Here is a 23,043-nt window from a genome sequence, read left to right as displayed (position 1 = left end):
AAGGACGCCGCCATGGCCGTCATCGAAGCCCCTGTCCGCGCCGACCCGCGCCTGATCGTGCCGCTGGACGTGCCGACGCTCGCCGAGGCCCGCGCCCTGGTCGAGGAGCTGGGCGAGACGGTCAGCTTCTACAAGGTCGGGTTGGAGCTGTTCGCCACCGGCGGCGGCATGACCCTGGCCGCGGAGCTGAAGGCCCAGGGCAAGCAGGTGTTCCTCGATTGGAAGCTGCACGACATCGGGACGACGGTGCAGCGCTCGGCCGCGGTGCTGGCCGACACCGGCTGCGACTTCCTGACCGTCCACGCCGAGCCGCAGGTGCTGAAGGCCGCGGTGCAGGGGCGCGGACGCTCGAACCTGAAGATCCTCGGGGTCACGGTGCTGACCAGCCTGACCGACGCCGACCTGGTCGAGATGGGCTTCCAGGAGAGCGCCCGGCAGCTTGTCGAGCGGCGCATTCACCACGCCATCGCCGCCGGGGCCGACGGGGTGATCGCCAGCCCGCATGAGGCCGAGCTCGCCCGCAAGCTGGGCGGCAAGGACTTTCTGGTGGTCACGCCCGGCGTGCGGCCCGACTGGTCGGCCAAGAACGACCAGGCTAGAGCCGCGACCCCGGCCGACGCCCTGCGGGCCGGCGCCAGCCACATCGTCTGCGGCCGCCCGATCACCGCGGCCAACGACCCGCGCGAGGCGGCCCTGCGGGTGGCCGGCGAGATGGCGGGCGTCTAGGGACGGCGCGCGGCGGCCTCGCGGCGGCGCTTAGAAGTCGACGGCGATGCCCTTGCGTTCCCAGTCGCCGAAGCGGGTCGGCTCGGGGCCGGCGGGACCGCCGAGCTCAGCTTCGCGGGCCTGGCGCTCCTGCTCGGCGGCGTGGCGGGCGGCGGCCTCTTCCAGGGCGCGGCGGGCGGCGGGGGTCAGCACCTTCCCCGGGGCGGCGTTGGGCGGTTCGCTCATGGGGCTGAGATAGAGACTTCGAGGCCGGGACGCTAGGTCGGCCCAGACACGACCTCTTAACGGCGGGAGGGCGAGGGTTCGGGTCCGTGAGCAGAAGGATGCTGCGCGATGGGCGCCACGCTCCCCGAAGAGATCGTCTGGTATCTCAGCTACTTCGGACTGCTCGCCTTGGCCGGGGTCGCCACCGCCGTGGTCTGGGCCAGGGGCGGGGGGCGTCGGTCTTGGATCGTGCTGGCGATCTGCATGGCGCCGCCGCTGACGATCTACGCCCTGGTGACGGTGCGGCTACTGACTGCGGATCCGACGGACATGCGGAACTTCGGACTCGACATCCTCTGGGGCGGGGTCGGCGCAGCTACGAGGTTCTGGGCGCTCATCCTGGCCGCCTGCGCGGTTGCGGGGCTGATCTGGCGACGCCTCCGACGCAGGCGCTAGGCCGCGCGCGGGCCGACCAGGGTGCGGGCGGGGGCGCCGCGGGTCAGGGCGCCCAGGATCCGCGCCACCCGCGGCGAGCCGGCGTCGGCCTGGCGATAGGCCAGGCCCACCTCGCGGCGCAGCGTCAGGTCGGCGAGCGGGCGGGTGACGACGGCGCCGTCGGCCGGGGCGACGCCTTCGGGGATTACCGTCACGCCGAGGCCGGCCTCGACCAAGGCGAGCGCCCACTCCTCGCTGGCGGCGACGGCGACGACCTGCGGCTTGAAGCCGAGGTCGGCGGTCTGGTCGGCGTTCTCGCAGTGGCAGCGGGCGACCAGCGGCAGGCCCTCGAGGTCGGCCAGGGCGAGCTGCGGCTTCAGGCGCAACGGGTGGCGCGGGGGCAGGGCCAGCACATACCCCTCGGACCACAGGGGCGAGAACGCCTCGTCATCGCCCAGCATGGTCCGCGAGACGATCCGCGCATCGCATGGGGCGTCGACCTCGGCCAGCAGCAGCCGCAGGTCCGAAGCCTGGGTCAGCGGCTGCAGCAGGGCCAGCACCCGCGGGATGTCGAGACTGCGCATCAACCCCAGGGTCACCTCGCCGGCCGGGGCCGGCTCGAACAGCGACTTGAGCGACAGGGCGTCGTCCACCACCCGCCGGGCGCGGGGATAGAGGGCGTCGGCCGCCGCGGTCGCCGCCACGCCCTTGCGATGGCGGACGAAGAGGACGGCGCCCAGCTCGCGCTCAAGCGCCGCCAAGGCGGCCGAGATCGACGGCTGGGAAATGAAGCAACGCCGGGCGGCGGCGGTGACGCTGCCGGTCTCGTAGACCGCCAGGAAGTAGCGCAGTTCCCGCAGTTCCATAGCCATCACCTATGGGAAGTTTCAGATATCTATATTTTACGTATGGATGGGCGCGCGCAAGGCTGAAAGGAGATCAGGAGATCCCGATGCCATCTCACGCCCTGTCCCGCCGCCTCGCCCTGACGGCGCTCGCGGCCGCCTCGCTGGCGGCCTGCGCCCTGGCCGGGCTCTCGGCGCTGTCGGGACCCAGGCACGGCGGGGCGGCGGCGGCGGGGCAGGGTCTGGCGCGCGAGGCCGCCGAGGTCGGCGCGCGGACGGCGGTCAATGCGCGGCTGGCCGAGGACCGGCAGATCCCCGGCTTCGGGCACAATCTCTATCCCGACGGCGATCCGCGAGCCGCGGCGCTGCTGGAGCGGTTCGAGCCCGACCCGGAGATGGCGCGGCTGCAGGCGACGATTAGCGCGATCACCGGCCTGGCCCCCAATGTCGACTTCGCCCTGGTGGCGATGGCGCGGACGTTGCGCCTGCCCGACGATGCGCCGTTCGCACTGTTCGCGGTCGCCCGCTGCGCCGGCTGGATCGCCCACGCCATCGAACAAGGTCAGGGCGGGGGCGTTATCCGCCCACGGGCGCGCTATGTCGGGGTGGAGGCGGGTTGAGGGCGGAGCGGGCGATGGAGTCCAGCGTCAGGCGATTGTTCGAGCGCTACGAGCGGTTCTTCATGCGGGCGCTGGGCGGGGATCTCGACCCCGCCGAGGCCGAGGCGCTGTACGCCAGCGAGTTCATCGCCGCCACGCCGGCCGGCGTGATGGGCGGCCGGAACGACGAGACGTTCCGCGAGGCCATGGCTAAGGGCTACGAGCACTATCGGGCGATCGGGACCAAGGCGATGGCGATCCGCCGGGTGCGGCTCTCGCCGATAGACGAGTTGCACTGCGTGGCGCACGTGGCCTGGACGGCGACCTATGAGCGGGCCGGCCGCGAGGATGTCGCGATCGACTTCGATGTCCACTACCTCGTCCAGACGCTGGACGGCGAGCCCAAGGTGTTCGGCTGGGTTTCGGGCGACGAGCAGGCGCTGCTGAAGCAGCACGGGGTGGGTTAGCTCCGTCCATCGGATCAGGGCGCGAACCGATGGCGAGGTCCCGCCATGGATGAAACCTTCGCTCCGGGCTGAGGAGCGGCGGAGATGGGCACGACCCTGTTGGGCTGGGTGCTGCTGACGGCGGTGCTCATACTGGCGGTGGAGCTGGGCTATCGGCTGCACAGTCGCGCATTGAACCGCGCCCGCGGCAAAGGACAACCGGACTCCGACGAGTCGGGTTCGGGTTCGGGCTACGTGCTGAGCGCGGCCCTGGGATTGCTGGGACTGCTGATCGCCTTCGTGTTCAGCATGGCCAACGACCGCTACGTCGAGCGCCGGCAGCGTGGTGGCCGAGGCCAACGCGATTTCGACCGCCGTCATGCGCTACCAGATGATGCCGGAGCCGCATCGGGGCGAGCTGCTGCGCAGCATGGCGCAGTACGTGAAGCTGCGCCTGGAGTTCTTCGACCTCGGCGCCGACATGGTGCGGGTGAGGGAGGCGGAGACCCGGGCCGAGGCGCTGCAGGCCAAGATCTGGCGGCAGGTCGACGCGGCGGTCCGCACCCCGCAGGGCGCGCCGTTTTCCATGGGCGTAATGATGCCGACCAACGAGATGTTCAACCTGGAGACGGCGCGGCGGGCGGCCCTCGAGGAGCGGGTGCCGCCGCGGGCGCTGCATGTGCTGATCATCTTCGCCGTGGGCACTGCGGCGATCATGGGCCACGGCCTGGCGCATGGGCGACGGCGGCATCTGGTGGCCACCTGCGGGCTCTATGTGCTGGTGGCCATGGCGATCAGCCTGATCGTCGATCTCGACGACCCGCGCGTGGGCAGCGTGCGGGTGCCGCAGACGCCGATGGAGAACGTGGCGCGGGAGGTCGAGGCGATGGCGGCGGCCCCCTCACCCTAACCCCTTTGAGCGGGGCGCGCCTTCCCTCTCCCCGCCGGGGAGAAGGAAGGGTGAGGGGCATGCGCTAGCCTACGCCCGGTGGTGCACGGCTTCTTCCTCGGCGAGCGGCTTGTCGAGGCGGTGGACCATTTCCTTGGGGACGACCTGCCAGAACTTGGACAGGTGGCGGTCCCAGTCGCGCAGGATGGTCTCGGCCAGGGCCGAGCCGGTCTCGCGGGCGTGCTCCTCGACCAGGGCCTTGAGCTCGGCTTCCCAGTGGCGGGTCCCGATGCGCTCGACCACCACGCTGTCGCGGTTGAGCATGGTCAGGAACCGGTCGTCCAGGTCGAGCACATAGGCCATGCCGCCGGTCATCCCGGCCGCGAAGTTGAACCCGACCGGGCCCAGCACCACGGCGACGCCGCCGGTCATGTATTCCAGGCCGTTGGTCCCGCAGCCTTCGACGACGGTGACGGCGCCGGAGTTGCGCACCCCGAAGCGTTCGCCGGCCAGGCCCGCGGCGAACAACCGCCCGCGGGTGGCGCCGTAGAGCACGGTGTTGCCGATGATGGCGTTGGTCTGCGCAGACGCCAGCTGCGGGGCGGGCCGCACGACCAGGGTCGCGCCGGAGAGGCCCTTGCCGACATAGTCGTTGGCCTCGCCGGTCAGCTCGATGCGCAGGCCCTGGACGGCGAAGGCGCCGAGGCTCTGGCCGGCCGAGCCCTTGAGCTGGACGGTCAGGTGGCCGGGCGGCAGGCCGTCCATGCCGAACTTGCGGACGATGTGCGAGGAGGTGCGCGAGCCGATCGCCCGGGCGGTGTTCCGCACGGTGTAGGTCAGCTGCATCTTCTCGCCGCGCTCAAGCAGCGGGGCGGCGTCGCGGACGATCTGGGCGTCGAGGGTGTCTGGCACCTCGTTGCGCCCCGCCACCGTGCAGAACGGCGCGTGGTGGCCGGGGTCGGCGCGGACCAGCAGCGGGTTGAGGTCGAGGTCGTCGAGGTGCTCGCCGCCGCGGCTGACCTGCTGCAGCAGGTCGGTGCGCCCGACGATCTCGTTGAGGCTGCGGAAGCCCAGGCCCGCGAGGATCTCGCGGACCTCCTCGGCGATGAAGGTGAAGAGGTTGATGACCTTTTCCGGGCTGCCCGAGAACTTCTCGCGCAGGGCCTCGTCCTGGGTGCAGACCCCTACCGGACAGGTGTTGGAATGGCACTGGCGGACCATGATGCAGCCCATGGCGATCAGGCTGGCGGTGCCGATGCCGAACTCCTCGGCGCCGAGCATGGCGGCGATGACCACGTCGCGGCCGGTGCGCATGCCGCCGTCGGCCCGCAGGCGCACCGAGTGGCGCAGGTTGTTCAGGGTCAGGACCTGGTTGGCTTCCGACAGGCCCATCTCCCACGGCCCGCCGGCGTACTTGATCGAGGTCTGCGGCGAGGCGCCGGTGCCGCCGACATTGCCGGAGATCAGGATGACATCGGCTTTCGCCTTGGCGACCCCGGCGGCGATGGCGCCGATGCCGGTCATGGCCACCAGCTTCACGCAGACCCGGGCTTCCGGGTTGATCTGCTTGAGGTCGTAGATGAGCTGGGCCAGGTCCTCGATCGAATAGATGTCGTGGTGCGGCGGCGGTGAGATCAACATCACGCCGGGCGTCGAGTGACGCAGCTTGGCGATCAGCTCGGTGACCTTGAAGCCAGGCAGCTGGCCGCCCTCGCCGGGCTTGGCGCCCTGGCTGACCTTGATCTCGATCTCGCGGCACTCGTTCAGGTACTGGGCGGTGACGCCGAAGCGGCCCGAGGCGATCTGCTTGACCGCCGAGTTCGGGTTGTCGCCGTTGGGCAGCGGCGTGTAGCGGGCCGGATCCTCGCCGCCCTCGCCGGACACCGACTTTGCGCCGATCCGGTTCATGGCGATGTTGAGCACGCCGTGCGCCTCGGGGCTGAGGGCGCCCATGCTCATGCCGGGGGTCAGGAAGCGCTTGCGGATCTCGTTGACGCTTTCGACCTCGTCGAGGCTGACCGCGCGCTCGGGCGAGCGCAGGTCGAGCAGGTCGCGCAGCTGGATGGTCGGCATCCGCCGCATACCCTCGGAGAAGGTCTTGTAGGCGGCGTAGTTTCCGGTGTCGCAGGCGCGCTGCAGGGTGTGGATCATCCGCGCCTCGAAGGCGTGCGCCTCGCCGGCGCGGCGGGCCTTGTAGAAGCCGCCCACCGGCAGGGTGATGGCGGCGGCGTCCCAGGCCTTGCGGTGCAGCTCGAGGGCCTTGGCCTCGATGCCGGCCAGGCCGATGCCGGAGATGCGCGAAGGCATGCCGGGGAAGAACTCGGCGACCAGGGCGCGGGAGAGGCCGAGGGCCTCGAAGTTGTAGCCGCCGCGATAGGACGAGATCACCGCGATGCCCATCTTGGCGATGATCTTCAGGAGGCCGCCTTCGATGGCGTGCTTGTAGTTGAGGCAGAGGTCGCGCAGCGACAGCTCGCCGGTCAGGCCGCGGTCGAGACGGTCCTGGAAACTCTCCTGGGCCAGGTAGGCGTTGACCGCCGTGGCCCCGACCCCGACCAGCACCGCAAAATAGTGGGTGTCGAGGCACTCGGCCGAACGGACGATCAGCGAGACGTAGGAGCGCAGCCCCTTGGCGACCAGCGAGGAGTGCACCCCGCCGGTGGCCAGTATCATCGGCAGGGCGAGGCGCTCCGGGCCGCTCGCCTCGTCGGTCAGCACGATGGTGGCGCAGCCGCGCAGGGCTGCGTCCTCGGCCTCGGCGCGGATGCGGTCGAGGTTGGCGCGCAGGGCGTCGCCGTCGCGGCTCTCGGGCGCCGGCAGCGGCATGGTGCAGTCGATGACCGCGACGCTCTTTTCGCCGATGAACTCGACGATGCGGCGGTACATGCCGGTGGTCAGCACCGGGCTTTCCAGCACGAAGACGTCGGTCTGGGCCTCGTCCTGGGCCAGGATGTTGCCGAGGTTCTTGAACCGCGTCTTCAGGCTCATCACCGAGGTCTCGCGCAGCGAGTCGATCGGCGGGTTGGTCACCTGGCTGAAATTCTGGCGGAAGAAGTGCGACAGCGGTCGGTACTGGTCGCTGAGCACCGCCAGCGGGGTGTCGTCGCCCATCGAGCCGACCGCTTCCTTGCCGTCCTCGACCATGGGGGCGAGGATCAGCTCGATGTCCTCCAGGCTGAGGCCGGCGGCGACCTGGCGGCGGACCAGCTCCTCACGCGAATAGGCGCGCGGCTCCGGGCCCGGAGCGATGGTCTTCTCCAGATCGACCATGTTGCCGAGCCACTGGTCGTAGGGGTGGCGGACGGCGAGCTCGTCGATGATCTCGTCCTCGCCGTAGAGTCGGCCCTCGACCAGGTCGACGGCGATCATCCGGCCGGCGGAGATGTGAGTCTTCTTGACGATGCGCGACTCTTCCACCCGGCACATGCCGGCTTCCGAACCCATGATCAGCAGGCCGTCGTCGGTATAGGCCACGCGCAGCGGGCGCAGGCCGTTGCGGTCCTTGCCGGCGACCACCCAGCGGCCGTCGCTGGCGCAGATCGCGGCCGGGCCGTCCCACGGCTCCATCACCGAGTTGCAGTAGGCGTAGAGCGCCTTGTGCGCCGGCTTGATCTGTTCGTCGGAGCGGGCGTTCCAGGCCTCGGGCATCAAGAGGGCCTTGGCCATCGGCGCGTCGCGTCCGGCGCGGACCAGCACCTCGAAGGTGTTGTCGAGCGCCATCGAGTCCGAGCCGTGCGGGTCCTGGATGACCGGCTTCACGTCGTCGCCCATCTCGCCGAAGGCGTCGGCCGCCATCCGGATCTCGTGCGACTTCATCCAGTTGACGTTGCCCTTCTTGGTGTTGATCTCGCCGTTGTGGGCGAGCATCCGGAAGGGCTGGGCCAGGCGCCACTCGGGGAAGGTGTTGGTCGAGTAGCGCTGGTGGAAGATCGCCACCGCGGCGGCGAAGCGTTCGTCGCGCAGGTCGGGATAGAACTCGTCGATATGCTGGGCGAGGAACATGCCCTTGTAGATCAGCTGCCGGGCCGAGAACGAGCATAGGTAGAAGTGCTGGATGCCGGCGGCGGCGACGCGCTTCTCGATGCGCTTGCGGCACAGGAACAGGGCGCGCTCCAGCGCCTCGCCGGTCAGGCCGGCCGGCGGCGAGAGCATGATCTGCTCGATCTCGGGACGGGTGGCGTTGGCCTTCTCGCCGATCACCGAGGTGTCGACGGGCACCTGCCGCCAGCCGTAGATGTAGAAGCCGAAGCGTAGGGCCTCGGCCTCGACGATGGTGCGGGCCGCCTCCTGATTGCCGAGGTCGTTGCGCGGCAGGAAGACCTGGCCGACGGCGATGGGGCCAGGGCGCAGCACGTGGCCGATGCGGGTCACCTGGTCGGCGAAGAAGTCCTGCGGCACCGAGAGCAGCACGCCGGCGCCGTCGCCGGTCTTGCCGTCGGCGTCGACCGCGCCGCGGTGCCAGACGCTCTTGAGCGCGGTGATGGCCAGCTCGACCACCTCGCGGCGGGGCTTGCCGTCGAGGGCGCAGACCAGGCCGACGCCGCAGGCGTCGCGCTCGTCGCCGGGGGAATAGGCGTGGGCGTCGATGAGGGCCGCGCGGTTGGCGAGGTAGCGGGCGGTGTCGCCTTCGCACCAGTCGTCGTGTTGATCGCTCATGGTCGTCACTCCGCGGCCAGCAGCGCGCGCTGCGAGAGGTGTTGGTGGATGGCGTCAGCGGCGTCGCGGCCGTCGCGGATGGCCCAGACCACCAGCGAGGCGCCGCGGACGATGTCGCCGGCGGCGAAGACGCCGGGCAGGCTGGTCTGCATGGTCTTGAAGTCGGCCTTCACCGTGCCCCAGCGGGAGACCGCGAGATCGGGCGTGGAAAGCAGGTTCGGCAAGTCTTCCGGGTCGAAGCCCAGGGCCTTGATGACCAGGTCGGCGGGCAGGTCGAAGTCGCCGCCCTCGACCTCCTCGGGCGCCTGGCGGCCGGAGGCGTCGGGCGGGCCGAGCCGCATGCGGACGGCGCGCAGGCCGTCGGCGTGGCCGGCGTCGCCGAGCACGGCGCGCGGGGCGGCCAGCCATTCGAACACCACGCCTTCCTCCTCGGCGTGGGCGACTTCGCGGGCCGAGCCCGGCATGTTGGCGCGGTCGCGGCGATAGAGGCAGGTGACGGACCTGGCCCCCTGGCGCACGGCGGTGCGCACGCAGTCCATGGCGGTGTCGCCGCCGCCGACCACGACGACGTCGCGGCCGGCCGCATTGAGCTCGCCGGTGTCATAGGCCGGGACGCTGTCGCCGAGGCCGATGCGGTTGGAGGCGATCAGGTAGTCGAGCGCCGGGGCGACCCCGGCCGAACCGGAGCCGGGGGCGATCAGCTCGCGGGCCGCATAGACGCCGGTGGCGATCAGGACCGAGTCGTGGCGGGCGCGCAGCTCGTCCAGGCCGGCGTCGCGGCCGACCTCGAAGCCGAGTTTGAACTCGACGCCGCCCTCGGCCAGGCGGGCGGTGCGGCGCTCGACCACGTCCTTTTCAAGCTTGAAGCCGGGGATGCCGTAGATCAGCAGGCCGCCGGCGCGGTCGTGGCGGTCGTAGACGGTGACCTCGTATCCCATCTCGCGCAGGCGCTCGGCGGCGGCGAGGCCGGCCGGCCCGGCGCCGATGATCCCGACCGACTGGCCGCGGGCGGGCCCGGCGCGCAGAGGTTGGACCCAGCCTTCTTCCCAGGCCTTGTCGGTCAGGTAGCGCTCCACCGCGCCGATGGTGACGGTGCCGTGGCCGGATTGCTCGATGGTGCAGGAGCCCTCGCACAGGCGGTCCTGCGGGCAGATGCGGCCGCAGATCTCGGGCATCGAGTTGGTGGCCTGCGACAGGGCGTAGGCTTCCTCGAGCCGGCCCTCGGCGGTCATCCGCAGCCAGTCGGGGATGTTGTTGTGCAGCGGACAGTGGGTCTGACAGAACGGGATGCCGCATTGCGAGCAGCGCGAAGCCTGCTCGCTGGCCTTCGCGTCGATGAAGTCGGCGTAGATCTCGTGGAAATCGCCCGAACGGGTTTGTGCGGCGCGCTTGGGGGGCGTCGTGCGTTCGACCGTCGTGAACTTCAGCATGCGCTCGGCCATGGCCGCAAAACCTCCATACCCGGATGCTAGGCAGGCTCGTGTAGCGGCGAACGCGCGCCGACAAAAGTTGATGGTAAAATTATGAGACCAATTGAGCCGTCACGATGTCGCGTTCTGCCAGATGCGCCGCGAGACTTCCGTTAAATAGTCCCAAAAATGGATGAACTGGAAATTTACCCTGTTCATCGCCCTTGATCGCTCAATCTCGTTCCATGGAGTCGCCAGTGTCGGACTGGATCGCCGCCGTCATTCTCGGCCTTGTCGAAGGCCTGACGGAGTTCATTCCAGTCTCGTCGACCGGGCACCTGCTGCTGACCAAGAAGCTGCTGGGGCTGCCCAGCGGCTTCTGGGACACTTTCAGCGTCATGATCCAGCTGGGCGCGATCCTGGCGGTGGTGGTGATCTACTTCCAGCGGCTGTGGGGGGTGTTCATCCGCCTGCCGAGCGACCCGAAGGCGCGGTGGTTCGCCGCCAGCGTGCTGATCTCGGTGCTGCCGTCGATGGTGGTGGCGTTCTTCGCGCACGACTTCATCAAGACCGTGCTGTTCGAGAGCATCGGCCTGATCTGCGTGATGTTGATCGTCGGCGGGGTGATCCTGTTGCTCGTCGACCGCTGGGCGCCGACGCCCAAGGAAGACGACGCCATGAACCTGAGCTGGAAGCGGGCGCTGGGCGTCGGCTTCTGCCAGATCCTGGCGATGGTGCCGGGGGTGTCGCGCTCGGGCGCGACCATCGTCGGCGGGGTGATGATCGGCATCGACCGGCGCGCGGCGGCCGAGTTCTCGTTCTTCATGGCCATCCCGACCATGGTCGGGGCGTTCGTCCTGGACTTCTGGGAGAACAAGGACGTGCTGACCAGCGACAATCTGGGGATCATCGCCATCGGTTTCGTGGTCAGCTTCCTGTCGGGGCTGGTCGTCGTGAAGACGATGCTCGACTTCATCAACCGCTTTGGGCTGGCGCCCTATGGCTGGTGGCGGATCGGCGCGGGCCTGGTCGGGCTGGGCGTGCTGTACGCCCACGGGGGCTGAGCCCCCGGCCCAGGCGTCATCCCGGTTTGCGCAGCAAGATCGGGATCCATTCGCGCTGTGAGGGCGGAATGGCGCGCAGCCTCGCCAAAGCTAGCGCAATCAGGTGTTCATAGGTCCCGGTCTTCGGCCGCGCCGAAACCGGGATGATGCGCGGAGGCGCGCGCGATCAGGCCGCGGTGAGGGCCTGATCGGCGAACTGTCCGCCCTTGCGGAAGCGGTAGAGATAGGTCGGGGCGATCGCTTCCAGCGTCATCGGCGCGGTCACGCCGAGGTCGGCCAGGCCCGGCAGGGACGGGTCGGCGACGTTGTCGGTCTTCAGGATCTCGACCTGGCCGGCGGTGATCGGCGGCGACAGCGGGGTGATCAGGCCGATCGGGGCGCTGAGCTTGGCCAGCAGGCCGGCGACGCCGAACGGCACCGGGACCAGGCCCCGGCGGCGGCCGGTCTCGGCGATCACCAGCTCGACGATCTGGCGCACGGTGAAGACGCCCGGTCCGCCCAGCTCGTAGGTGCGGCCGGCGCAGGCCGGATCGGTGACGGCGGTCGCCGCGGCGCGGGCCAGGTCGCCGACATAGATCGGCTGCAGGCGGGTCTCGGCCCCGATCAGCGGCAGCACCGGGCTGTAGACGGCCATCTGGCCGAAGGTGTTGAGCAGCTTGTCGCCCTGGCCGAACACGACCGAAGGCCGCAGGATGACGGCGTCGGGGAACTCGGCGCGGGTGACCGCCTCGCCGTCGGCCTTGGAGGCGACGTAGTCGGCGGCCCCGGGGGCGTGGGCGCCGATCCCCGAGATCAGCACCAGGCGCTCGACGCCCAGCTCGCGGGCGGCGCGGGCGACGTTGCGCGCGCCGTCGACATGGACGTCGGCCAGCTTCTGGCGACCGGTGTCGTGGAAGATGCCGACCGCGTTGATGGCGGCCTGGGCGCCGGCCAGGGCGCGGCGCACCGAAGCCTCGTCACGGATGTTGGCCTGCACGACCTCGACCTGACCGACGTCGCCCATCAGGCGCATGGTGTGGGCGAGGTGCGGCTGGCGAACGGCCACCCGGATGCGCAGGCCCTGCTTGGCGAGGGCCCGAACGATCTGGGTTCCGATGAAGCCTGATCCGCCGAAGACCGTGACCAGATCCTGCATGCCGTGCGTCCGCATATGAAAACAAAGAGGGTTCCGAGCGGCCCGGATAGACGAAGCCGACGGGCGCTGCAACGAGACATCGAATAATGCGACAGAGCGTGTTGACCGCGGCCGAGCGGCGCCCTAAAGAGCGCCCTCCCCGATCCGAAGGGACCGGGCCCAGGTGGCGGAATTGGTAGACGCGCTGGCTTCAGGTGCCAGTGGCCGAAAGGTCGTGGAGGTTCGAGTCCTCTCCTGGGCACCACTCTCATAGCAGAGTGGCGCCTGTTCAGCTCCCAGACATCATGGTTCCTGCAGGTTGCGCCAGCGTTGCGCCGCCGCGACAGGTGTACGTCCATCGCGTGTCTGCGCCTGTGCGCCGCAGATCGCGCGCTATATAGGGTGGCGCGACTTGAAGTTTCGGAGACGGCCCTTGGCCAACCATCTGCATATTGGCGATCTTCCCGAGGGCGTGTTCGCCGACGCCGAGGCCGTAGCGGTCGATTCGGAGACCATGGGCCTGGCGCTGGGCCGCGACCCGCTGTGCGTGGTGCAGCTGTCGGACGGCAAGGGCGACGCCCATCTGGTCCAGCTGGACCGCTCGACCTATGACGCGCCGAACCTGAAGCGGGTGCTGACCGATCCGAAAATCCTGAAGATCTTCCATTTCGGACGATTCGATATCGCCATGTTTCACCTGCATCTGGGGGTGGTCACCGCACCGGTCTACTGCACCAAGATCGCCTCGAAGCTGGCCCGCACCTATACCGACCGCCATGGCCTGAAGGACGTCAGCAAGGAGCTGCTGGGCGTCGACATGTCCAAGGCGCAGCAGAGCTCGGACTGGGGCGCGGCCAAGCTGTCGGACGAACAGATCGCCTATGCCGCCTCGGACGTGCTGCACCTGCACGCCCTGCGCGACAAGCTTGACGCCATGCTGGCGCGCGAAGGCCGCGACGGCCTGGCCCGCGCCTGTTTCGACTTCCTTCCGCACCGCGCCCTGCTGGACGTGAGGGGCTGGGAAGAGGTCGACATCTTCGCGCACGCCTGAGACGCCGATGACGTCGCTCGCCGCCACAGTCCAACCGCCGGTCCGCAGCGACTTCGAGCGCTGGCGGCGGCGTTCGCGGCTGATCCGGCGGCTGCGGGTCATCCTGCCGGCGCTGATCGTGGCGATCCTGGCGGCGCTGCTCGGCTTCATCGCCCACACCACGTTCCTTGGCCGCGACGCCAAGCCGCGCGAGGCCGACGCTCCCATCGAGCTGGTCAATCCGCGCTTTGTCGGCAAGGACGACAAGGGGCGGGCCTTCGTGCTGACCGCATCGACCGCGGTGCGCGACGAGAACGACTATCAACGAGTGCTGCTGGACAAGCCGGCGCTGATCCTCGACGCCGAGGGGGTGAACCCGACGCGGGTGACCGCCAAGTCCGGCGTCTACAGCGAGGACCGGCGGGTGCTGAACCTGGACGGCGGGGTGAAGATGAGCGGCGGCGACGTCACCTTCGACACCGCCAGTTCGATCTTCAACACCGCGACGGGCGAACTCGAAGGCGAGGGGCTGATCTCCGGCGCCTCGTCGCTTGGCGAAATCACGGCGAAGTCCTATGGCGTGTACGACAAGGGCGAGCGCCTGGTCTTCAAGGGCGGGGTGCGCGGACGCATCGATTCGAAGTAGAGCTTGCGGACTCGATCTTTTCGCACTCGACTTTCGGACCGGGCTTCCCAGATGGGCTTCATGAGCATGAGCGGGCTTGAAATGACGAAGCTGGCGGCGATGGCCGTAGTCGCATTGACGCTGGGCGCGAGCCCGGCCGCCGCGCAGCTGAGCCAGAGCTCGGATGCGCCGGTGGACATCACCGCCGACGCGCTGGAAGTCATCAACAACGAGTGCGTGTCGATCTGGAGCGGATCGGCCGAGGCGCTGCAGGACCGCACGCGGCTGCGCGCCGACGTGATCAAGACCTTTTCCAAGAAGGGCGCGGGCCGTCCCGGCGCGGCCGGCGGATCGTGCGGCGCTCTCGACCGCATGGAGGCGATCGGCAACGTCTACTACGTGACCCCGCAGCAGAAGGTCCGCGGCGACAACGCCAACTACGACGTCACCGCCGAACGCATCGTCATCACCGGCGACGTGGTCGCCGTGTCGGGGCCGAACGTGATCCGCGGCGACCGGCTAGTGGTCAATGTCGCGACCGGCGACGCGCAGATGCAGTCGGGCGCCAAGGGCCCCGGCAAGGCGCGCCCGCGCGCCGTCATCTATCCGAACCAGCAGGCGGGCCAGCCCGCCGCCCGCCGCTAGGAGTTCACTTGGCTGAGGCCGAACAGTCGTTGCCGGGCCTGGCCGGCGAGGGTCTTGTCGTCGACAATATCGGCAAGTCCTTCCGCAAGCGTGCGGTGGTCAAGGGCGTGTCGCTGCGCCTGGCGCGCGGCGAGGTCGCGGGCCTGCTCGGCCCCAACGGCGCCGGCAAGACCACCTGTTTCTACATGATCACCGGGCTGATCCCGGCCGACTACGGCTCGATCTATCTCGATGGCGAGAACATTACCCGCCAGCCGATGTACCAGCGCGCCCGCATGGGCGTCGGCTACCTGCCGCAGGAAACCTCGATCTTCCGCGCCATGACCGTCGAGGAGAACGTCATGGCGGTGGTCGAACTGCGCGAGCGCAGCCAGGTCCGCGCCAAGCAGACGGTGACCGAGCTGCTGCAGGAGCTGCGCATCGAGCACCTGCGGACCTCGCCGGCGGTGTCGCTGTCGGGCGGCGAGCGCCGCCGGGTGGAGATCGCCCGGGCCCTGGCCAGCGAGCCGTCGTTCATGCTGCTGGACGAGCCGTTCGCCGGCATCGACCCGCTGGCCATCGCCGACATCCGCGAGGTGATCACCTATCTCAAGGGCCGCGGCATCGGCATCCTGATCACCGACCACAATGTCCGCGAGACCCTGGACATCATCGACCGCGCCTCGATCATCCATGCCGGCGAGGTGCTGTTCGAGGGCACCCCCGACCAGATCGTCGACGATCCGGAAGTGCGCCGGGTCTATCTCGGCGAGCGCTTCGGCCAGGACTGATCGCGTCGGGTCCGAGACGCGTTCGTCCGCGCCTGGACAATCGTCGCGCAAATTCCTTCTATGGCGCCGCCGCGATGGGGCGGTCGGGGGCCCTGTTCCAAATGCGCTACGCCAGTCTGATTGTCGCGGCCTGCGCCGTCCTTTCCGTGACGCCCGCCGTCGCTCAGGTCGCCGAGGCGCCCTCGCGCGTGTTCACGGCCCGCGATCTCTTCGGACTCGAATACGCCTCGGACCCGCAGTTCCGGCCGGACGGAGGCGCCATCGCCTATGTGCGGGTCGCGAACGACATCATGACCGACCGCGGTCGCCGCGCGATCTGGCTGATCGATCCCAAGACCGGCGCCCAGAGTCCGTTGATCGCCGACGATCGCTCGAACAGCCGGCCGCGTTGGTCGCCGGACGGGCAGCGCCTGGCCTATGTCGTGTCGGGGCCCGGCGGCCCGCAGATCCACGTCCGCTGGATGGCCAGCGGGCGCTCGGCCCAGGTCGCCGCCCTGGAGCAGGCGCCCAGCGACCTGGCCTGGTCGCCGGACGGCAAGTCGCTGGCGATCCTGATGCTGACCGCCGACCAGCCGGCCAAGCTGGGCGCGCCGCTGGCCAAGCCCGAAGGCGCGAGCTGGGCGCCGCCGCTGAAGGTCGAAGACCGGATGACCTGGCGCGCCGACGGCGACGGCGAACTGAAGCCCGGCTTTTCCCACGTCTTCGTGGTCTCGGCCGACGGCGGCGCGCCGCGCCAGCTGACCTTCGGCAAGTTCGACGCCAACGGCCCGATCGCCTGGAGCGGTGACGGCGGCAAGGTGCTGTTCTCGTCCAACCGCAACAAGGACTGGGAGCGCAATCCGAACGAGAGCGAGCTCTTCAGCGTCTCGGCGACCGACGGCGCCCTGACCCAGCTGACCCGGCGGGTGGGGCCCGACGCCTCGCCGGTGGTGTCGCCCGACGGACGGCTGATCGCCTATCTCGGCTATGACGACGCCGCGCGGCGCAGCTACGAGAACGCGCAGCTCTATGTGATGGGCGCGGACGGTCAGGGTTCGCGGTCGCTGACCGCCGGCCTGGACCGCAGCATCGACGGCGCGCAATGGTCGCGCGACGGGCGCAGCCTGGTGGTCTCCTACGACGATCACGGCGTGAAGAAGCTGGCCAAGGTGGGGCTGGACGGGAAGGTCCAGGTCCTGGCCGAGGGCTTGGCCGGCCCCGCCCTCGACCGGCCCTATACCGGCGGGGACTTCTCGCTGGCGCGGGACGGCGCCGTGGCGTTCACCCAAGGGTCGCCCGAGCGGCCGGCCGACATCGCGGTCGCCGGCAAGGGGCCGGCGCGGCGGCTGACGGCGCTTAACGCCGACCTGTTCGCCGGCAAGACCTTGGGCAAGGTCGAAAGGCTGGCGGTGACCTCGTCCTATGACGGCAAGCCGATCGACGCGTGGATCGTCACGCCGCCGAACTTCGACCCGTCGAAGAAGTATCCGCTGGTGCTGGAGATCCACGGCGGGCCGTTCTCGGCCTACGGTCCCTACTTCTCGAGCGACAACCAGCTCTATGCGGCTGCCGGCTACGTGGTGGTCTACTCGAACCCGCGCGGCTCGACCTCATACGGCGCGGCCTTCGCCAACGAGATCGACAAGACCTATCCCGCCCACGACTACGACGACCTGATCAGCGTGGTGGACGCGGGGGTGGCCAAGGGTTTCGTCGACCCGAGCCGGCTCTATGTCACCGGCGGCTCGGGCGGCGGGCTGCTGACCGCCTGGATCGTCGGCAAGACCGACCGCTTCAAGGCCGCGGCGACCCAGAAGCCGGTGATCAACTGGACCAGCCAGGTTCTGACCGTCGACGGGGCCAACTTCATGGCCGACTACTGGTTCGGCAAAATGCCGTGGGAAGACCCGCAAGGGTACTGGGCGCGCTCGCCGCTGTCGTTGGTCGGCAATGTGAAGACCCCGACCCTGGTGCTGGTCGGCGACCGCGACCTGCGCACGCCCGTGGGCGAGTCCGAGCAGTACTATCAGGCCCTGCGCCTGCGCGGGGTGCCGACGGCCTTCGTCCGCGTGCCCGAGGCCTCGCATGGCGGGCTGGCGGTGCGCCCCTCGCAGTCGGCGGCGCGGGTCCAGGCGATCCTCGCCTGGTTCGAGCGCTACAAATAGGTCAGGCGGCTAGGTGTTCGGCGCGGCCTGCTGGTCGCGCTGGGCCTCCCATTGCGCGTGGTGGCGGCGGCGTTCCTCCTCCAGCGCCTTGCGCCAGCGGGCCCGCAGCAGCGAAGGGCGGTCGGGGTAGCGGTCCTCGAGGAACTCGGCGGCGACCACCCGATCGGTGCGGAAGTTGCGGAAGTCGGTCCGCAGTTCGCACCAGGCGACCAGCATCCGCACCGTCTCGTGATAGCCGACGGTGACCGGCCAGACGGTGCGGCGGCTCTCGCGGTCCTGCTCGTCGCGATAGTGCAGGGTGATCTTGCGGCCGGCGCGGATGGCGGCGCGGACCTGCGCCATGTCGAGCTGGTCGGGCGGGGCGGTGCGCCAGCCAGGGACGGCGCGGCCAGCCGGCTCCAGCACATAGGGCCGCAGGCGCTCGGGCACCGAGGCGCCGATCTTGGCGATCAGGTCCTGGGCGGCGCGGGCCAGCGAAGGGTCGCCGCGGCTGGCCACCCACTGGGCGCCGAGCACGGCGGCCTCGATCTCGTCAGGGGTCAACATCAGCGGCGGCAGGTCGAAGCCCTGGTCGAGGACATAGCCCATGCCGGCCTCGCCGCGGATCGGCACCCGCTGGCCCATCAAGGTGGCGATGTCGCGATAGACTGTGCGCTTGGAGGTCTCGAGCTCCTCGGCGATGGCGTCGGCGGTGATCGGGGCACGCGCCCGGCGCATGATCTGGATGATCTGAAACAGGCGATCGGCGCGACGCATGGAGATCCGCTTCATGGGGCTGGAGCATCGGCCGGCGATGCTGACAGCATGGTGGCAGCAGCCGGGTTCTAAGCCAACGGAGTTCTTTCAGGGAGAGACTCCATGATCACGCTTTACGGAGCCGGCGCGAACTTCGGCGTGCCCGAGGTCAGCCCCTACGTCACCAAGACCGAGGTCCATCTGCGGATGGCGGGCCTGCCCTATGTGAAGGAAGCCGCCATGCCGCATCTGTCGCCCAAGGGCCAGCTGCCCTGGCTGGACGACGACGGCGAACTGATCGCCGACAGCCACTTCATCCGCCTGCATCTGGAGAAGAAGTACGCCGTCGACTTCGACGAGGGCCTGAGCCTGGCCGAACGGGCCCAGGCCTGGGCCATCGAGCGGATGGTGGAGAATCACTTCGGCTGGACGCTGGCGCACGTGCGCTGGCTGATCCCCGAGAACTACGCCAAGGGCCCGGCGCAGTTTTTCGCCGCCCTGCCGCCGACCCTGCAGGAGGACATGCGCCGCGACATCCAGGGCCGCGTCGCCGAGAACATCCGCGCGGCGGGCGTGGGCCGCCACTCGGAGCCTGAGATCCTGAGCCTGGGCGTGCGCTCCCTGGCGGCGCTGTCGGCGCTGCTGGGGGCCAAGCCGTTCCTGATGGGCTGCCGGCCGAGCGGGGTGGATGCGATCGCCTTCGGCATGCTGGCGGGGCTGATGGCGCCGTACTTCGACGCCCCGATCCGCGAGCGGGCGATGAGCTTTCGCAACCTCGTCGCCTATGTCGATCGGATGATGGCCGGGGTCTATCCGGAGTTCGACTGGGCGCCGCTGGCCCCGGCGCGGGAGACCATGGCCGCTTAATCAAGCTGCGCCGTGCGGTTAACACTTCGGTTGGGATGAGCGCGCTAACCTCGCCAGCAAGAAACAGGCCAGGAGGCGGATTTGGCGCTCGGCGCGCGTTTGGAGCTGAGGCAAGGGCAGGGGCTGGTCATCACGCCCCAGCTGCAGCAGGCGATCAAGCTGCTGCAGCTCTCGAACCTTGAGCTCGAAGCCTTCGTCGAGGGCGAGCTGGAGCGCAATCCGCTGTTGCAGCGCGACGAGCGCGATTCGGAGCCCGACCGCGACGAGGCCCCGCGCGAATCGGACGAGGCCGCCAGCGAACATCTGGCCGACCATGCCGCCGCCGCCGACATGGACGCCGCCCACGACCAGGCCTCGCCCGGAGAGCACGCCACCGGCGACGCCCAGGAGGCCCAGCATGCGGGCGGGGCGGTTGACTGGTCCAAGGCCGGCAAGGGCGGCTCCTTCGAGGACACCGAGGATTTCGAGGGCCGGCTGACCCGCGAGAAGACGCTGGCCGAACATCTGCACGACCAGCTGGCGGTGGCCCGGCTGAGCCCGACCCAGAACGCCATCGCCGCCATCCTGATCGACGGGGTGGACGAGGGCGGATACCTGCGCATCGACCTTTTGGAGACCGCCGAGCGGCTGGGCTGCGAGCTGGCCGCGGTCGAGGGCGTGCTGACCACGCTGCAGGGCTTCGAGCCGACCGGGGTCTTCGCCCGCGACGTGCGCGAATGCCTGATGCTGCAGCTGAAGGAACGTGATCGCTGCGACCCGGCGATGGTGGCGCTGCTGGACAATCTGGAACTGCTGGCGCGGCGGGACATGAACGCGCTGCGCCGCGTCTGCGGCGTCGACGACGAGGACCTGCGCGACATGGTCGCCGAGCTGCGCGGCCTGACGCCGCGGCCCGGCGCGGCGTTCGGCGGCGAGCCGAGCCAGCCGGTGGCGCCGGACGTGTTCGTGCGCGAGGGCCTGGGCGGCCTGTGGCACGTGGAGCTCAACACCGACACCCTGCCGCGGCTGCTGATCGACCAGCGCTATCATGCCCGCGTCGCCGGCGGCGCGCGCACCGACCAGGAAAAGGTCTTCGTCTCCGACTGCATGGCCAGCGCCAACTGGCTGGTGAAGAGCCTGGACCAGCGGGCCAAGACCATCCTGAAGGTGGCCAGCGAGATCGTGCGCCAGCAGGACGGGTTCCTGGCCTTCGGGGTCGAGCACCTGCGGCCGCTGAACCTGAAGACCGTGGCCGACGCCATCGGGATGCACGAATCCACCGTCAGCCGGGTGACCTCGAACAAGTACATCGCCACTCCGCGGGGGCTGTTCGAGCTGAAGTTCTTCTTCACCTCGTCGATCGCCTCGACCTCGGGCGGGGAAGCACACTCGGCCGAGAGCGTGCGCCACAAGATCAAGCAGCTGATCGACACCGAGCGCGGCGAGCGCGACGTGCACTCCGACGACCGGATCGTCGAAATCCTCAAGGAAACCGGCGTCGACATCGCCCGCCGCACCGTGGCCAAGTACCGCGAGGCGATGCGCATCCCTTCGTCGGTCGAGCGCCGCCGGATGCTGAAGGAAGCGGTTTAGGCGCGCCTGCAGGCGAAGGGACGGGCGATGAGCGAGGACGCCAAGCAGTCGCTGACCGCGGTCGTGGTCGCCGTGGTGTTCATCGGCGGCGGGCTTCTCGCCATCCACCTGACCCGGGATGTCGAGCTGCCGGCGTGGGGCAAGTGGGTCTGGATGGCCACGGCCGTGATCGTGATCGTTCGCCTTGCGCTGGCCTGGCGACGGCGCAACCGGCGGCGCTGAGCCCTCAGCCCGCGGCGGGCAGGGCCGTCAGATAGGCCTCCAACAGCCGGACCAATTCGTCCTCCAGCGCTTGCGGATCGAGCCCCAGGCCGGGCTCGGCCGCGGCGGCGCGCAGCAGGCTGACCGGCGCGTGGGTGAGCACGAAGGCGCGCTCGGGCGTGAGCTCGGCGTGGAGCTGGACCTTGCCGTCGATGGCGGCGAGGAACGCCTGATGGTGCTGCTGCAGGCCGCCGTCGTCGCGCCCGCGGTACATGGCGTCGAGCAGGGCTGCGCGGGCGCGCGGGGCGTCGTCGAAGCTGCGGGTCAGGGCCTGGACGATGGCGCGGATGGCGTTCGCGCCGGGCGGGCTGATGACCAGCTGGGCGATGTCGTCGCGCACTGCGCCGGCCCGCTGCTGCGCCAGGGCGGCCAGGATGTCGTCCTTGTCCCGGAAGTACTGGTAGACGGTGCCGATGCTGACCCCGGCGCGGGCGGCGATGTGGTTGGTGGTCAGGCGCTCGAGGCCCTCGGCCTCGAGAAGTTGAAGGGCGGCGCCCAGGATCGCCTCGACGGTCGACCCGGCCCGCGCCTGGCGTGGCGTTCTTCGTTTTCTTTCAGACATTTGCCGGAACCGAAAAGCGGCGGGGCGCGGCCGCGTGAACGCGAGTAGGAATGTGAGGAATGCTTACATATCGTTCCGGGCAGACCAAGACCGCATTGCCTGGAGACGTCCATGACCCCCGCCGTCGAGCGCGCCCGCCAGCGTATCGCCGCCCAGCAAGCCCTGCTGCCGCAGATGTATGCGAGCGTGGATTTCGACCGCCAGCCGGAGCGGTTCACCGACGATCCGGCCTTGGCGGTGGTGCGCGACCGCGCGCCGCTGGGCGTGCAGGTGACCGACGAGGAGATCGAACTGGTTCGCGCCTATTCGATGCTGGGCGACGTGGTGGCCGACGCCTATGCGGCGCTGATCCCGCAGTATGGCTTCAAGCGGCTGATCGCCATGTTGGTGCAGGCCTGCGATGAGGGCGTCGAGGCGGTGGAGGACGCGCCGCCGGAACTGGCCGCCTTCATCGGGGCGATGGAGGCGACGCCGGCCTGGGTGGACATGGAGCTGGTCGCCGAGGGCGCGCGGATCGACCGCAACGCCACCGCCAACCTGGCGCCGTTCGCGATCCGAGGGGCGTTCATCGCCACCTTCCTCAACAAGTACTCGGCCCTGCCGATGGCCCTGACCGGGACCTTGAGCAACGACACCGCCGCGCGGCGGGTCAACGAGACCGCGACCTTCTTTGCGACCACCGTGCTGCCCGGCGCGCTGGAGCGCCATGGCGAAGGGTTCAAGGCCGCCGCCATGGTGCGGCTGATGCACTCGATGGTGCGCTTCAACGCCCTGCGCAGCGGCCGCTGGGACAGCGCCGTCTACGGCGTTCCGATCCCCCAGGTCGACCAGATGCCGGCCGGGCTGATCCCGATCTTCCTGATGGCCTTCAAGATCGTGGGCCAGGGGCGCCGGACCTTCACCGCGTCCGAGCGCGCCCAGGTGGAGCTGGCCCGCTACCGCTGCTTCCTGCTGGGCCTGCCCGAGGAGCTGCTGGCCACCACGCCCGAGGGGATCGTGCGCATCATGACGGCGCGCAATTCGACTCTGCGCCACGGGTTCGACGACGAAACCTGCGGCGAGCTGATCCGCGCCACCCTGTTGGCCTATCTGCCGGCCAGCCGGTCGCCGGCCGCGCGGCTGCACAACGTCATCGAAAAGAGCTTCGCCAAGGCGTTCTTCCTGCGCCAGTTTCTGAAGGGCGACCAGGCCGCGGCGCAGCGGATGGGCGTGCCGGTCAGTGGTCTGGACCGGGCGGTGTTCGCGCTGGTGGCGGTGGCCGTCGGCCTGCGGATGGCGGCCTATCGCTGGGCGTCGCGCACGCCGCTGCTGCGCGGCGCGGCGGATGCGATTCTGGTGCGCAAGATCCGCGCGCTGCTTCAGCGCTATGGCCACGCGGAGTTCACGAGCGACGCCGGCGCCTATCGACCGACCCCGGGCGTGCGCGCGGCGGCCTGATTTCGGCA

At 69.7% G+C, this 23,043-nt stretch carries 22 protein-coding genes and 1 tRNA gene; 16 read left to right on the top strand and 7 right to left on the bottom strand.

The window, feature by feature from the left end; genetic code table 11:
- The first annotated feature begins 12 nt into the window (after positions 1-12).
- Positions 13-726 carry an orotidine-5'-phosphate decarboxylase gene (gene pyrF, locus OUA97_RS05980; protein WP_267230910.1) on the top strand — a complete coding sequence of 238 codons (714 nt, stop codon included), beginning with the start codon at positions 13-15 and terminating at the stop codon, positions 724-726.
- A gap of 30 nt (positions 727-756) precedes the next feature.
- Here pyrF and OUA97_RS05975 read toward each other — a convergent pair whose 3' ends face one another.
- On the bottom strand, positions 757-951 hold the full coding sequence (locus OUA97_RS05975; protein ID WP_267230909.1) for a DUF1674 domain-containing protein: 195 nt from the start codon (positions 949-951) through the stop codon (positions 757-759).
- Between the two features lie 108 nt (positions 952-1,059).
- Between OUA97_RS05975 and OUA97_RS05970 the strand changes: the two genes are divergently transcribed.
- Positions 1,060-1,386 (top strand): hypothetical protein, encoded by a 327-nt coding sequence (locus OUA97_RS05970; protein ID WP_267230908.1) that lies wholly within the window; start codon positions 1,060-1,062, stop codon positions 1,384-1,386.
- Here OUA97_RS05970 and OUA97_RS05965 read toward each other — a convergent pair.
- Positions 1,383-2,231 (bottom strand): LysR family transcriptional regulator, encoded by an 849-nt coding sequence (locus tag OUA97_RS05965; RefSeq protein ID WP_267230907.1) that lies wholly within the window; start codon positions 2,229-2,231, stop codon positions 1,383-1,385. The two genes, OUA97_RS05970 and OUA97_RS05965, sit on opposite strands and share 4 nt — an antisense overlap.
- Positions 2,232-2,317: 86 nt before the next feature.
- Here OUA97_RS05965 and OUA97_RS05960 point away from each other — a divergent pair, with 86 nt between their 5' ends.
- The 3 genes from OUA97_RS05960 (at position 2,318) to OUA97_RS05950 (ending at position 4,165) form a co-directional block, all read left to right on the top strand.
- Positions 2,318-2,830: a citrate/2-methylcitrate synthase gene (locus tag OUA97_RS05960; RefSeq protein ID WP_323690528.1), complete on the top strand. Its 513-nt coding sequence runs from the start codon at positions 2,318-2,320 to the stop codon at positions 2,828-2,830.
- 14 nt (positions 2,831-2,844) lie between these two features.
- Positions 2,845-3,276, top strand: a complete 432-nt coding sequence (locus OUA97_RS05955) for a nuclear transport factor 2 family protein (protein WP_267230906.1) — start codon at positions 2,845-2,847, stop codon at positions 3,274-3,276.
- A 325-nt stretch (positions 3,277-3,601) separates the two neighbouring features.
- Positions 3,602-4,165 (top strand): hypothetical protein, encoded by a 564-nt coding sequence (locus tag OUA97_RS05950; protein ID WP_267230905.1) that lies wholly within the window; start codon positions 3,602-3,604, stop codon positions 4,163-4,165.
- A gap of 69 nt (positions 4,166-4,234) precedes the next feature.
- Here the strand turns inward: OUA97_RS05950 and gltB are convergent, their stop codons facing one another.
- The gene (gene gltB / locus OUA97_RS05945) at positions 4,235-8,800 is read right to left on the bottom strand and encodes a glutamate synthase large subunit (RefSeq protein WP_267230904.1); all 4,566 of its coding nucleotides are present in this window, start codon (positions 8,798-8,800) and stop codon (positions 4,235-4,237) included.
- 5 nt (positions 8,801-8,805) lie between these two features.
- The gene (locus tag OUA97_RS05940; RefSeq protein ID WP_267230903.1) at positions 8,806-10,242 is read right to left on the bottom strand and encodes an NAD(P)-dependent oxidoreductase; all 1,437 of its coding nucleotides are present in this window, start codon (positions 10,240-10,242) and stop codon (positions 8,806-8,808) included.
- Between the two features lie 224 nt (positions 10,243-10,466).
- Here OUA97_RS05940 and OUA97_RS05935 point away from each other — a divergent pair, with 224 nt between their 5' ends.
- Positions 10,467-11,273, top strand: coding sequence for an undecaprenyl-diphosphate phosphatase (locus OUA97_RS05935; protein ID WP_267230902.1), 807 nt, complete (start codon positions 10,467-10,469; stop codon positions 11,271-11,273).
- A 166-nt stretch (positions 11,274-11,439) separates the two neighbouring features.
- Here the strand turns inward: OUA97_RS05935 and OUA97_RS05930 are convergent, their stop codons facing one another.
- A complete protein-coding gene (locus OUA97_RS05930) occupies positions 11,440-12,408 on the bottom strand; it encodes a complex I NDUFA9 subunit family protein (protein WP_267230901.1) in 969 nt (322 codons plus the stop codon).
- A 157-nt stretch (positions 12,409-12,565) separates the two neighbouring features.
- On the opposite strand from OUA97_RS05930, the gene OUA97_RS05925 reads away from it, so the two are divergent.
- The 6 genes from OUA97_RS05925 to OUA97_RS05900 all read left to right on the top strand — a co-directional run bounded on the left by OUA97_RS05925 (position 12,566) and on the right by OUA97_RS05900 (position 17,601).
- A tRNA-Leu gene (locus tag OUA97_RS05925) sits at positions 12,566-12,652 on the top strand.
- A gap of 168 nt (positions 12,653-12,820) precedes the next feature.
- The gene (locus tag OUA97_RS05920; RefSeq protein WP_267230900.1) at positions 12,821-13,438 is read left to right on the top strand and encodes a ribonuclease D; all 618 of its coding nucleotides are present in this window, start codon (positions 12,821-12,823) and stop codon (positions 13,436-13,438) included.
- A gap of 7 nt (positions 13,439-13,445) precedes the next feature.
- The gene (gene lptC, locus OUA97_RS05915) at positions 13,446-14,063 is read left to right on the top strand and encodes an LPS export ABC transporter periplasmic protein LptC (protein ID WP_267230899.1); all 618 of its coding nucleotides are present in this window, start codon (positions 13,446-13,448) and stop codon (positions 14,061-14,063) included.
- Positions 14,064-14,144: 81 nt separating this feature from the next.
- On the top strand, positions 14,145-14,687 hold the full coding sequence (locus OUA97_RS05910; RefSeq protein WP_267230898.1) for an LptA/OstA family protein: 543 nt from the start codon (positions 14,145-14,147) through the stop codon (positions 14,685-14,687).
- 29 nt (positions 14,688-14,716) lie between these two features.
- Entirely contained in the window at positions 14,717-15,457 is a 741-nt protein-coding gene (gene lptB, locus OUA97_RS05905; protein WP_267231005.1) for an LPS export ABC transporter ATP-binding protein, read from the top strand.
- A gap of 101 nt (positions 15,458-15,558) precedes the next feature.
- Entirely contained in the window at positions 15,559-17,601 is a 2,043-nt protein-coding gene (locus OUA97_RS05900) for a S9 family peptidase (protein ID WP_267230897.1), read from the top strand.
- Between the two features lie 9 nt (positions 17,602-17,610).
- On the opposite strand, the gene OUA97_RS05895 is transcribed toward OUA97_RS05900, so the two are convergent.
- On the bottom strand, positions 17,611-18,357 hold the full coding sequence (locus OUA97_RS05895) for a helix-turn-helix transcriptional regulator (protein ID WP_267230896.1): 747 nt from the start codon (positions 18,355-18,357) through the stop codon (positions 17,611-17,613).
- Between the two features lie 102 nt (positions 18,358-18,459).
- Between OUA97_RS05895 and OUA97_RS05890 the strand changes: the two genes are divergently transcribed.
- The 3 genes from OUA97_RS05890 (at position 18,460) to OUA97_RS05880 (ending at position 20,997) form a co-directional block, all read left to right on the top strand.
- A complete protein-coding gene (locus tag OUA97_RS05890; RefSeq protein WP_267230895.1) occupies positions 18,460-19,203 on the top strand; it encodes a glutathione S-transferase family protein in 744 nt (247 codons plus the stop codon).
- An 81-nt stretch (positions 19,204-19,284) separates the two neighbouring features.
- Complete coding sequence (gene rpoN / locus OUA97_RS05885) at positions 19,285-20,775, top strand: RNA polymerase factor sigma-54 (RefSeq protein ID WP_267230894.1); 1,491 nt, start codon at positions 19,285-19,287, stop codon at positions 20,773-20,775.
- A 27-nt stretch (positions 20,776-20,802) separates the two neighbouring features.
- On the top strand, positions 20,803-20,997 hold the full coding sequence (locus OUA97_RS05880; protein WP_267230893.1) for a hypothetical protein: 195 nt from the start codon (positions 20,803-20,805) through the stop codon (positions 20,995-20,997).
- A gap of 4 nt (positions 20,998-21,001) precedes the next feature.
- Here the strand turns inward: OUA97_RS05880 and OUA97_RS05875 are convergent, their stop codons facing one another.
- The gene (locus OUA97_RS05875) at positions 21,002-21,598 is read right to left on the bottom strand and encodes a TetR/AcrR family transcriptional regulator (RefSeq protein ID WP_267230892.1); all 597 of its coding nucleotides are present in this window, start codon (positions 21,596-21,598) and stop codon (positions 21,002-21,004) included.
- 111 nt (positions 21,599-21,709) lie between these two features.
- On the opposite strand from OUA97_RS05875, the gene OUA97_RS05870 reads away from it, so the two are divergent.
- Positions 21,710-23,035, top strand: coding sequence for an oxygenase MpaB family protein (locus tag OUA97_RS05870; RefSeq protein WP_267230891.1), 1,326 nt, complete (start codon positions 21,710-21,712; stop codon positions 23,033-23,035).
- The last annotated feature ends 8 nt before the right edge of the window (positions 23,036-23,043 follow it).

Source organism: Phenylobacterium sp. 58.2.17, from assembly GCF_026411515.1.
Classification (GTDB): Bacteria; Pseudomonadota; Alphaproteobacteria; order Caulobacterales; family Caulobacteraceae; genus Phenylobacterium.
The sequence above is the reverse complement of the archived record's forward strand: the minus strand, read 5'-3'. Positions and strand labels throughout refer to the sequence as shown.